The 12,915-nt window shown below is 31.0% G+C and carries 9 protein-coding genes; all 9 read right to left on the reverse strand.

Annotated features, from left to right (window positions below; translation table 11 throughout):
• Positions 1-849 precede the first annotated feature (849 nt).
• The 9 genes from KEC93_RS22225 to KEC93_RS22265 all read right to left on the reverse strand — a co-directional run bounded on the left by KEC93_RS22225 (position 850) and on the right by KEC93_RS22265 (position 12,887).
• Positions 850-1,422, reverse strand: a complete 573-nt coding sequence (locus KEC93_RS22225; RefSeq protein WP_041899929.1) for a beta-class carbonic anhydrase — start codon at positions 1,420-1,422, stop codon at positions 850-852.
• 108 nt (positions 1,423-1,530) lie between these two features.
• On the reverse strand, positions 1,531-2,574 hold the full coding sequence (locus tag KEC93_RS22230; RefSeq protein ID WP_012060582.1) for a galactose ABC transporter substrate-binding protein: 1,044 nt from the start codon (positions 2,572-2,574) through the stop codon (positions 1,531-1,533).
• Between the two features lie 56 nt (positions 2,575-2,630).
• A complete protein-coding gene (locus KEC93_RS22235; protein WP_077869097.1) occupies positions 2,631-3,692 on the reverse strand; it encodes a galactose ABC transporter substrate-binding protein in 1,062 nt (353 codons plus the stop codon).
• 374 nt (positions 3,693-4,066) lie between these two features.
• Positions 4,067-5,125, reverse strand: a complete 1,059-nt coding sequence (locus KEC93_RS22240) for a galactose ABC transporter substrate-binding protein (RefSeq protein ID WP_023973604.1) — start codon at positions 5,123-5,125, stop codon at positions 4,067-4,069.
• Between the two features lie 77 nt (positions 5,126-5,202).
• Complete coding sequence (locus tag KEC93_RS22245; RefSeq protein WP_012060585.1) at positions 5,203-6,183, reverse strand: substrate-binding domain-containing protein; 981 nt, start codon at positions 6,181-6,183, stop codon at positions 5,203-5,205.
• Positions 6,183-7,991 (reverse strand): sensor histidine kinase, encoded by a 1,809-nt coding sequence (locus KEC93_RS22250; RefSeq protein ID WP_077869096.1) that lies wholly within the window; start codon positions 7,989-7,991, stop codon positions 6,183-6,185. Before KEC93_RS22250 ends, KEC93_RS22245 begins: the two co-directional genes overlap by 1 nt.
• Positions 7,992-8,002: 11 nt before the next feature.
• Entirely contained in the window at positions 8,003-9,619 is a 1,617-nt protein-coding gene (locus KEC93_RS22255) for a response regulator (RefSeq protein ID WP_012060587.1), read from the reverse strand.
• A gap of 336 nt (positions 9,620-9,955) precedes the next feature.
• Positions 9,956-11,182 carry a galactose/methyl galactoside ABC transporter permease MglC gene (gene mglC / locus KEC93_RS22260; protein WP_038457978.1) on the reverse strand — a complete coding sequence of 409 codons (1,227 nt, stop codon included), beginning with the start codon at positions 11,180-11,182 and terminating at the stop codon, positions 9,956-9,958.
• A 205-nt stretch (positions 11,183-11,387) separates the two neighbouring features.
• Positions 11,388-12,887 (reverse strand): sugar ABC transporter ATP-binding protein, encoded by a 1,500-nt coding sequence (locus tag KEC93_RS22265; RefSeq protein WP_023973609.1) that lies wholly within the window; start codon positions 12,885-12,887, stop codon positions 11,388-11,390.
• Between the last annotated feature and the right edge of the window lie 28 nt (positions 12,888-12,915).

The following is a 12,915-nucleotide window of genomic DNA, read 5'->3' on the forward strand; positions in this document are numbered from 1 at the left end:
GCTAATTGGGTGAAATATAGAAATACTTGCAAGTATTGATGATAATTTAAGTTTACTGCTGAAGCCTCGAAAAGGAATATATGCGTTTGTTCCGGTTCTTTAAAGATTTTGCAGGGTGATTCTAAGAGCACGAGTTGTGCCCAAAGTGCTAGCCTCAAAGCACAGCTTTGAACAAGCACATTTGGAACAACTTCTACTCTAAGATTCACATCCAGCAAAATCTTCTAATGAACGCTTCACAAAAGCATATATTCCATTTCTAATTTAGTAGTAAATTACAGTAAATCTATACTCAAGCAAATATTTTTATATTTCTATTGTTAGCAAATTAAGCATATGAAAGAACACACTCAAAATACGCTAATTATCCCATGCCAGACAAGCAATTCTGCCGACCGCACATAGGATAGGTAAATTTTACTCCTACATATCGTTCAATGTTTAATTCTAAAACTATCGAGTATTTATTAACACTATAGATTTGATAGCTCATAAAAATATACAACGGAATCACAAGGCTTGTATTAATCCCTAGATATTTCGTATCTAGATATCGAACTTAAATTAAAACATATATTTTCAATTATGATATATACCAGAAAGGAAGGTCATGCTTTTGTGGAGGTGTTACATGTAGGATTTAGCTGCAGACATTTCTTCAGTAAAAGTTGTTCCATTTTTTGCTTGTCCTGTGCTTGTCACAGGAGCATGCAGAAATGGGTGCAACTTCTACTGTTAGAAATTCACAGCAAAATCCTTAAGTAACCCGAACAAATGCATGATCTTCCTTTCGCTATTTACATATATAACTTTAAGTTTACTCTAGATATCTAGCGCTTCGCAATACCTTTAGTTTGCGTCTTTAATATCTCCATTTACTATAATTTCTAATTCTCCAGTTTCAGGACTCATAATGAGACCGTGTACCCTTATGTCATTAGGTAAAAGAGGATGATCTTTTATCATTTTAACACTTTCTTTTATTGATTCCTCAACAGATTCAAAACCATGAAGCCATCTCTCAACGTTAACTCCTGCGTTATTTAAAGTAGAGAGCGTTTCTTCCTTAATTCCTCTATCTAACATTTTATCAACAAGTTTTTTTGTGTTTAAATTACTCATCCCACAACCATGATGTCCTATTACAAAAACATCTTCTGCTCCAAATTCATATACTGCAACTAATATACTTCTCATTACGCCACCAAATGGGTGCATAACTGTTGCTCCTGCATCTTTTATTATTTTTGCATCCCCATTTTTGATATTCATGGCTTTAGGCAACAATTCTGTTAATCTTGTATCCATACATGATAATATCGCCATCTTTTTCTTAGGTATCTTAGTTGTTACATATTCCTGATAATCTTTGTTCCCCACAAAACTTTCATTATACTTTATTATTTCTTCTAATTTACTCATTTTAGCCCCACTCCTCGTAAATTTTAATAATATAATACGTTTTTTTATTAACTTAATATTAAGTTAAGTTGGTTTGATTGTAAAGTTATTTTATATATCTTTTAATTCTTACTTACTCATGTATTCATGATAAGGCAATCGAATTGAAACTCCTGTTTGATCAAATTTATATTCTGTATCATAAAGCGGGTTTTTATTAGAAACAAGATTAATTCCAACACTGTAAAGTGCTTTAGCTAATTCATAAGGATCCTGTAGAACAGACCCAGTCATTATTCCTTGTTTAATTAATTCCTGTGCCTCTGGTATTGCATCAACTCCTACAACTGCTATATTAGGAGTCTTGCCACCCTTATTATAGCCATATTCTTGCAATGCTTTAATCGCACCTATAGCCATGGAATCATTATTCGCAATTATAGCCTCAATTTTATTTCCATACTGCAGAAACAATGTTTTAGTAACATTCCTAGCTTCTTCCTCATTCCAATCACAAACCCTTAATGCAACTTCTTGAGTCTTTATTCCCGAATTATTGATTTTTAATATAGAGTATTCTGTTCTTTTAATTGCCTCTAAATTATTTTGTTCTCCCATTAACATAACATATTGAAGTATATCATCTTTATTTTTATCCATTGCTGTTTTATTTTTATTCCATGCATTTATAATAACTTTTCCTTGTAATAGTCCGGCTTCCTCAGCCTCTGTTCCTATATAGCAAGCTTTATTATAAGATCTTATAGAATCTATCGCAACTGGTTCCCTATTAAATAGAATTACTGGAATATTAATTCCTTTTACTTTATTAATAACTGACTGTGTACTCGTTGTTTGGACTAGATTTACTAGCAAAAGATCAACATCTTGCTTTTCAATTAAGTTATTAATATCTTTATCCTGTATAGATTGATCATTCTTCCCATCGTAAAAAATAAATTCAATGTTTCCTTCGTTCTCTTTTTGTATTTTTTCTAAATTTTCACGAACTAAAGAAATATAAGCATCATCAAATCTATATAATAATACAGCTGCTTTAATAGGCTTTCCTTCAGCAATTCTTGAACTCGCCATGATATTACTTTGATTAATGCTTATTAGCATAGCTGCTGCAATCATGATAATAATTATGGTAGTTATTTTCTTAGACATCTTATACTAATCCTCCATATTTTTTATTATAAGTTATTTAATCAACTTAAATAACCTTAGATATTATCATTACTTATATATCCTTTGTAAGGAATACGTACTGCAACTCCTGTATCATCAAACTTATACGAAGTTCCATCAAGTGGAGGTCTACCATTAACCAAATTCATTCCTATAAGATAAGTCGCTTCTGCCATGCTAGCTGCATCTTGAGGAACAGATCCAGTCATAATTCCTTGATTAATGAGCTGTATCGCTTTCGGTATCCCATCTACACCAACAATTGGTATTGTCCTATTTTTATCTCCACTATTATATCCATACTTTTGCAATGCCTCAATTGCACCTATTGCCATAGCATCATTATTAGAAATTATAACTTCAATTTTATTTCCATTCGATAAGAATAATGCATCCATAGCATCTTTAGCTAAGTTTTCTTCCCAATTACAAACTCTCAAAGCAATTTCTTCTGTTTTAATTCCTGCATCATTGATTGATAAAACAGAATACTTAGTTCTTCCAATTGCCTCCAAGTTATTACGCGGTCCCATCAACATAACATATTGCATTATATTATCTCCATTTTTATCAATAATTGTTCTATCCTTATTCCATAAGCTGGAAAGAAGTTCACCTTGCAGTATTCCCGCTTCGGCTGGATTTGTTCCAACAAAATAAGCTTTACTATATGATTTTACAGTTTCCATATTTAGTGGTTCTATATTGAATAAACCTAATGGTATATTTTTTTCTTTAACTCTATCTACAATTGTCCTCACTCCTGTTGGATCTACTAGATTCAGTAATATAATGTCTGCATTTTCTGCATTAAGTATTGAATTAACATTTCTGTTTTGTAATGATTGATCATTCTTACAGTCATAAAAAGTAAATTCAATATTCCCCGAATTATTTTTCTGAATTTCTTCAAAACTTTGCTTAAGTAATGCAGTGTATGGATCCTCTAAAGTACGTAATAATATGCTTGCTCTTACTGGCCTTCCTTCGGTAGCTGTTAACCTAGAATTAGCAGCTACTTTACTAGAACTTAGCAATAAATTTATTATCATAATTATAATGGTGCACAATACCAATATCTTTTTAGAATTTCTCATTTTTATCCTCCGTTGATTTATCAAATAGCTCCCTACTCTTCCTAGCATCTCGATACTTAAGGTTCCTACAAAAATAAACCTATTTTCATAGTACTTTGCGAAGACTTTACCTTCATGGTCAGTTTCTATACATAAAAAGCACATTAAATTTCATCTTTATTTCTTAAATCGTTTATTTTATTATGTGTGTAATAAAGAACTTTATACTGGTATAAGGCATATTGAATATAATCTAACTATAGCTATAGATCCTGCTGATAAAAATTTATAAAAATAGAAGTATGCTTATACAAAAAAGGAAGTAAATCGAAAAAGACTTACTTATTTTTTTATAATAAATATACTTCTACATTATCTATACATAATATATAATTTTATTTATTTTCTATATATAAATCAACATTATCACTAGTAACCTCTGCGTGTGGAGTCCTAATATACTTTCCTTTCTCAAGTCCATCTATGGAATTTACATTTCCATGAGAAGCTAATGTATATGCAAGATTGAAGATCGCATTTGCCTGTTTTTTCGAATCGTTTAAAATAGTTCCTATCATAGATCCATTTTTCACTGCCTCTAACGCTTTAGGAAGCCCATCAATTCCTACAACTAGTGGTTTTTTACCGCCTATATTAGCATCATTTATTGCATTTATTGCTCCAAGTGCCATTTCATCATTATTACTAAATACAACTTCAATTTTATCTCCAAAACTTTTAATCCATTGTGACATCTTTGTTGTTGCCTGAGCACTTTGCCAATTTGCTGTATCATCAGCTAGTTTCTCTAATTCAATTCCATTTTGAGTTATAGTTTTGATGCAATATTCCGTTCTAATTAAGGAATCTTGGTGTCCCTGCTCTCCTTCAAGCATTACATACTGGATTTTGCCATCTCCATTTTTATCTACCATTCTATTGTCTTTTTTATAAGCATTTATAATGATATTTGCTTGCATCTCACCTGATTGCTGAGCATCTGCTCCAACGTAATAGAGCTTATTCCATCTTTCCATATCTTCCTCTACTGGTTCACGATTAAAGAAAACAATTGGAATATTAGCTGATTTTGCTTTATCAATGATCATAGATGCCGCTGTACGATCAACCATATTTACGCATATAACATCGTAATTCTGCGCAACAAATTTATCTACTTGATTACTTTGGTTAATTAAATTTCCTTTAGCATCTGCAACATTCACAATGATCTTATATTTACCTTGATTCTCCTTCTCTTTTGCTATATCCTCAATATTCTTTGAAATTTCTGATATGAATGCATCATCTTGTTTATATAAGGTTACACCTATTTTTATTTCCTTAATATCATTACTATAATTTGCTGATTTCACATTTGCACTACAAGATGACAATACATTAAAAATTGAGACTACTGTTAAAAGCCCTGATAATTTCTTAATTAATCTCACTACAATCCCTCCACCATATGATTCCATCAAGCACCACAATACATTTATACAAAAGTTCATCCTTGCATTTATGGTGCTTATCTAACAAATGGGAATAATAATCTTTGATTTTCTTCCGAATACATATTTTTTGTATTTATAACTGTTGAAGAGATAATGTTATTGGGCATATCTTTTTTATTAATCTTATATACTGCTGATTTTATACTTAGATATCCTACATTAAATTCATTTTGAATAGCTGTTGCACTAATAACCTTATCTTCTAAAAAAGAAAGAATTTTGCTTGTACTTCCTGTCCCATATATCTCTATTGATGCTTTTTCTTTGTTAATACCCATTACATCCTTTTTAGCTTGAGAAACATTTTCTAATAATCCTGCATCAAATGTAACCACAACATCAATATTATTGTTCTCTAACAAACTTTTAGCTTGATTATAATAAGTAGTCTGCTTATCTTCTGAAAAATCCCAAAATGTACATTTGTTATATGTTCGATTCATAACACTCATGAATCCATTATATCGTTCCTTTACACTACTGCACTCTAAGTTGTTTTTGATTATTAAAATATTCTTATTCATATCTCCGTTCTTTATTAATTCTTCCCCCAAGCTAGATCCAAGCTTATAGTTATCACAAGAAATACTAGGCTGAGCATGTTCTGATTTTATAGTAGAATCAAATAATATAATTGGTATCTTTTTTCTAGCATTTTCTATTGGTTCTGCCATTTTCTCGTAATCTGCAGGCGATATAATTATTGCATCTGCCTTATTTTTTATCTCTCGTTCTATAAGTTCTTTCTGTTCGTCAATACTATTATCTTCCGACAAAGTAACAAAACTTACATTAACATTCATTTCTGAAGCTGCCTGCTCTATCCCCTGTCTCATTATCATTAAGCTTTCACTGTTTCTTCCTCTAGTTATAATTGATATGTTGTATATCCTTATATCTTTTTCATGCCACAATGTATTATTTAAGAAAAGTAAGAAAGATAATATTAATAGCAAAAATAAAGTAATAAAAATTTGCTTCCTTTTTCTCTTCACTATTTATCTTCCTCCCTCTTTCTAATTTCATAAAAGTCCACACATGGCATATGAATACGAACTGTTGTCCCTTCATCTGGCTCGCTATAAATTTCGAGTCCATATCTCTTTCCAAAATATAGTTGTATTCTTTCATTAACATTCTTCAATCCTATACCAGAGCTCTTCTTTTCAATCTTGCTTTCACCTGTTAAAAGGCTATTTGCAACATCTTGAAGCATTCCAAGTCCGTTATCTACAACATCAATATATAACTCATTATCTTTTGCATATGCCTTTACTAAAATCTCACCATCTCCCCCCATAAATTCCATACCATGATAAATTGCATTTTCAATTAGCGGTTGAATAATTAATTTAATACTTCCATAATTAAGAACTTTCTCATCAACTTCAATATTATATGTGAATTTATTTTTATATCGTATATTTTGTATGGTCAAATAATTTCGTGCATGCTCAATTTCATCTCTCACTGTTATTATATTTTTGCCTTTACTTAAGCTTATTCTAAAAAGTTTTGCTAAAGCAGTTACCATAATTATTGCCCCATCATAATTTTCATTTTCTATCATCCATATGATTGAATCCAATGTGTTATATAAAAAATGGGGATTAATTTGTGCTTGAAGAGCATTAAGCTCACTTTTTCTTTTTGATTCTTGTTCAATCATTATGTTGTCCATAAGTGTATGCATTTGGTTGACCATAGAACGAATTGCTTTTCCTAAATGCTGAACTTCATATGAGCCGCTTATCGAAACATCTACATCTTTTACTCCATTTTCCAATTTCTTCACACACTTTTCTAATAATCGTATTGGGTTAGCTATTCTTGAAGAGACAAACATATTAAGAAATACAAGTATAAAGATAGCGAAAGACATAATGAACACAGCAAATACACTCATTTGATAATAATCTGAAGTAATATCTAACATCGGTGTAATTCCGACAATTTTCCATCCAGTGTATCCAACAGTTTTAACTGTAACTAATCTTTTTTCTCCTCTGAAAGTTTCTATATGATTTCCATCATCATAAGCTGCTTCAATTTTATTATTTTCATCTATTAAATCTGAATAAATCAATTGCTGCCTAGGATGATAAATAATTTCGCCTTCTCTATCAACTAAATAAACATATCCTGACTTTCCTATATTTGCATTTTTACATATCTGCTCTATTCCACTAAAATTTATATCAACTAACAATACTCCAGATGTTGTTTTCTTATTATTAGTAAGTTCAATAGCCCTACTTAATGATACGACCCAACGATATTTATAATCTGGATCTACAAATAAATTTTGAACATGAGGTGTTGAAAAATGTAAATTTTCTTTCTTATCTATCGCTTTAGTAAACCAATCACTCACTCGTGGATCAATAGAGCTTTTTAATTGTTTTACAGGAGATGCCGCTATAACTTCCCCATCTTGCGAAAAGGCACATATGCTTATAAGTGAATCTTTATTTGTTTCATACAATAAGTCCATTTCTTTATCTATGGTATCTGTAGCCAAATCTTTCTTCTTAATTACATTGTAATAAGTGGTATCAGACACTTTCATCATATTCCTCAGATAAGAATCTAAATTCAAATTTACTTGATCTAACATAGATTTATTATGCTCAGATACCATTTCTTCAGTGGAAGTTATAAAACGAAAATATAAAGCCCCTCCAACAGTAACCATTCCTATAACTGCTATTACGGTAAAAGAAATTGATATTATATGTTGTATACTTCCGCTGTTAACGTAATTTATTGTCTTCTGTATTTTTCTCTTAAACAAATTAAGCATAGTAAATCAACTCAATTCTTTCTATACTTTGATGGAGATACTCCAAACTGTTTCTTAAAAACATAACTAAAATAATTAGCTTCTGGATATCCAACTTTTTCCGCTATCATGTATGTCTTATCATCTGTTGTATTCAAAAGTTTAACAGCTTCTTCTAAACGTGTTGCTGTGAGATAATTTACGAAGCTTGTTCCTGTTTCCTTCTTAAACATTGTAGAAAAATATGTTGGACTAACATGCAATTTAGAACATAATTTTTCTACTGAAACATCATAATCACTATAATTTTCTTTTATATATTGTTTTGCTTTTTCAATAAGCATCATAGATGAATTGATTCGCTCTCTTTTAATATAACTATTTATCCTAATAGCTTTTTCTATAATCCATTTTTTGACTTCATGAATAGAATTAAAGGATTCTAAATAACTGTATGCATTAAAATTTTCACCAAAAATTTCTTCTATATCAAATGCATATGTTTGAACCAGTTTTAAAAGTGATGTCATAATTTCCATAAGATAAATTCTATATTGATTAAAAGGCAATAATAAATCTTCTGTTTTCTTAAACAAACTATCAATTGCCTCTGAAATTTCATCCTCTGAAGAAATTTTTATTGCATTTAACATTGATCGTTCTTCTTTCTCATCAAGTTGTAGCTGGATTGAATTATCTGGCTCTACATCATCAATATAAATAGCCTTTCCAGCTCCTAATATAAATCTATAATCTAATGCATTTTGTGCAGTTCTATATGAAAAACGTATTTGCGAAGGATTACTATAAACATACCCTATTCCTGCAGATATTGTTAAACTCATAATTCTCTTATAAACCTTACAAACCTCATTTATACCTTTTATAAATAATAATATATCTTCCTTTTTTTCAAAGTTACCCATAACTATTACCATACCAGAATAAATAAAACTAATAAATTTACAATACTTACCCATATTTTCATCTACAATTTTCTTAATAGAAATTGGTGTAAGTGCTGATTCCTTTTGCCCCGAAAAACTATTTAAGTTTTCTTCAAAGGATAGTGTTCCATCTGCCTGAATAATCCCTACTGTTAAATGCTTATACTTGAATTCTATTCCCAGCTCCTCCATTTGTTCATGCCATTGTTCTTCATTTATCCTGCCTTCAATTGCACCAACTAAAAATTGTTCTCTAATTACTGGTAGACTTTTAATATAATGCTTATAAAGTGTTTCTAAATTTCGTTTTTCGTTATATTCCCGATCGAGCTGTTCTTTTAACCTCACTAAAACTTCTATGAGTTCTGCTGAGTTAATCGGTTTCAAAACATATTCAACTACATTTATCTTTATTGCCTTATGAGCATACTCAAAATCATCACATCCTGAAAATACAATAATTTTTGTAGATGGCATTAATTCTACCAACTTCTTTCCTAGTTCCAACCCATCCATAAATGGCATTTTAATATCTGTCATTATAACATCTGGCTGTAGTTTTTCTGCTTTTTCCAAGGCATCTTGTCCATTCTCAGCATCACCAACAACTATAAATCCATTGGCTTCCCAATCAATCTTTTTTATGATTCCAAGGCGTATTTCTTCTTCATCGTCTACAATCATAATTCTATATGAATTCATTTAACTACCTCCGATAGATGAATTATTTAATAAGGCACATGAAAATAAATAACAATTAGAACTGCCATGAATATTTTTTATTAGCCAAGGAGACAAATTACTCTCATATCAGGTCTATTAGGGCACTTTGGCAATAAATTATGATTAAAAAATACTGACAGATAGATTTGTTATTTTTTGATTATGCCTAAATACTATTATACATTATGTATTAAATTATTACTAGCACGAGTGCTAAGGCTTACCAATTTGATTATTATTTAGAAAATAAATAAAATACAGGCAAATCTCTAGCTAAAAAACTAATGATTTGCCTGCATTTTATTTATTTAATAATTATTTTCTTCTGTATTTTGCCATATCTATTGCAACTGCAACTGCTATGATGATACCTTTTATAACTTGTTGCCACATAGGACTTACCGCTATAAATTGTAATCCATATTGGATAACAGTAAAGATTAAAACACCACTTACTATTCCACCAACTTTACCAACACCACCATTTAATGAAACACCCCCAACAACGCACGCTGCGATTGCATCAAGCTCATAACCATTACCATAGTTATTTGTTGCACCAGCTGTTCTAGCCGCTTCAAGTACGCCACCAACACCATATAAAAGTGATGCGAAGATGAATATACCCATAATAGTTGCAAATACATTTACTCCAGAAACTACTGCTGCTTCACGGTTACCACCAATAGCATATACATTCTTACCGAATACAGTTTTATTTAAAATAAACCAAACTAGAATTATAAATACTACAGCAATTGGAACTAGAATTGATATTCCTGGGAAACTTCCAATTTGAAATAATTTTGTTTGTCCAAGATCTATAAAGTCTTGACGAATACCACCAATAGGTTGTGATTTGTTTGGAGGTAAATCAAAGTATAGAGAAGTTACACCATATACTATAACTTGAGACGCCAATGTTGCAATAAATGGATGCATATCATATTTTGCAACCAAGAAACCATTAAGAACTCCAAATATAGCACATCCAACTACTGCTAACAGTATTGGAATAATAACTGCTAACTGTGGCATATTGGGGAAGAATCTATTTGCATAATCAGGGTTTTGCAACATTGAAGTTGATATTACAGCTGCAAGACCTACCATACGTCCTGCTGATAAATCAGTACCAGCAATTAATAATGTAAAACATATTCCTAAAGCAACAATCATTTTTGTTGATGATTGTGTCAAAATATCTAGAAATACAGCATATTGCATAAAACGTGGTTGAATTATCATAATTACAACTACTAGTAATAATAATGCTATAATAATCGCATTATCTGTAAAGAAATGTTTTACAGTCTTTGATGAAAAAATAACATCCATGTCTGCATTCTTCTTATCCCAAAACTGTTTTGCGCCATAAACAAGTAATGCTATACCAACTCCACCTACATAAATTGGTAAATCATAAAATACACTTGGATCTAAAATAAAATTAAAAACAATTCCTAAAGCCACCAAAAAAGCACCAATACCTAAAAATATTTTTCCAAAGCCTTTTCGTGAAACTATCTTCTCTCCACTCATATTACATACCTCACTTTCTTTCTCTCCTACCAAAATCATTTGTTATAAAATTTCATTTATCCAATACCTAGCATCCGTAATATTTTCACCTCTTTATAAGTAGGATAAAATAACGACTGCACACTTAAGGACATAAGTTCAACTAAAATTCAGCTATGGATTAACCCTACCTGAATTAAGTCCCACTTGATAAAGGAGATATTTCTTATTGCATAAATTTTGTAGCAAGATTCATAACTTTTACTGAATCTGCTTCACTTTGATCTAAAATTCCAGTAACCTTACCTTCACACATAACCATAACTCTATCTGACATACCAAGCAATTCTGGCATTTCAGAAGAAATCATAATAATTGACTTGCCCTTCTTAACCAATTCATGCATGATCGAATAGATTTCATACTTAGCTCCAACGTCAATACCTCTTGTAGGCTCATCCAATATAAGAATATCTGGATTTGTAAGAAGCCAACGTGCAATTAAAACTTTTTGTTGATTTCCACCTGAAAGATTTTGAATCAATTGTTCCATGCTTGGTGTTTTAGTTCTAAGTTCTTGATTTGACTGCTTTGCAGCTTTATATCTCTTTGCTTCTTGCAAAACTCCTGCTTTAGCATATTCTTTTTGACTTGCAATTACAGTATTATCTAGTACTGAAAGAATACCAAATATACCAGTAGCACGTCTTTCTTCTGTTAACAGTGCAAAACCATACTCTTTTGCATCTTTAGGGATTTTTATTTTTATAATCTTCCCATCCTTTTCTACAGTACCAGAGGCTACTTCACGAAGTCCAAATAAAGCTTCGACTAATTCTGTACGTTGTGCCCCAACAAGACCACCTATTCCTAGTATTTCACCCTTATGTAAATCAAAGCTTACATTCTGGAATGATTTTTTAATTGGAGAACAAAGATTTTCTACCCTTAATACAACATCTTTACTTGGTGTATATTCTCTTGGTGGAAATCTATTAGTCATATCACGACCAACCATACGATTTATAATTAAGTCTGTTGTAAGATCCTTAGCATCCCAAGTTCCTACATACTGACCATCTCTCATAATTGTTACTTCATCTGATATCTTAAGAATTTCCTCCATCTTATGGGATATGTATATAATTGCACAGCCCTTATTTTGAAGTTGTTTTATTATCTTAAATAAATGCTTAGTTTCATTTTCTGTTAATGATGAAGTCGGTTCATCCATAATAATAATTTTAGAATTATAGCTAACAGCCTTTGCTATTTCAACTAATTGAAGATTAGATGGTGAAAGTGTTCCCGCTAATGCTTCAGGATTTATATCTAACTCAATTTCTTCAAATAATTCCTTTGTTTTCTTAATCATAGTTTTCTTATCAACAGCAATTCCTTTCATTGGAAATCTGCCAAGCCAAATGTTTTCCATAACTGGACGGAAACGAATTGGGTGCAATTCTTGATGTATCATTGATACACCTAAATCCAATGCTTGTTTTGAAGTATTTATCTCCATTTTCTTTCCATCTAATATGATCTCTCCACCATCTTCATGATAAATACCAAATAGACATTTCATTAGGGTTGATTTCCCAGCACCATTTTCTCCCATTAATGCATGGACACTTCCCTTGCGAACCTTCAATGTTACACCATCTAATGCTTTTACTCCTGGAAATACCTTTGTTATGTTATTCATCTCCAGTACATATTCACCCATACAAGCATCCTCCTTTTCTAAATAATAA

It is taken from the genome of Clostridium beijerinckii, from assembly GCF_018223745.1.
GTDB lineage: Bacteria > Bacillota > Clostridia > Clostridiales > Clostridiaceae > Clostridium > Clostridium beijerinckii.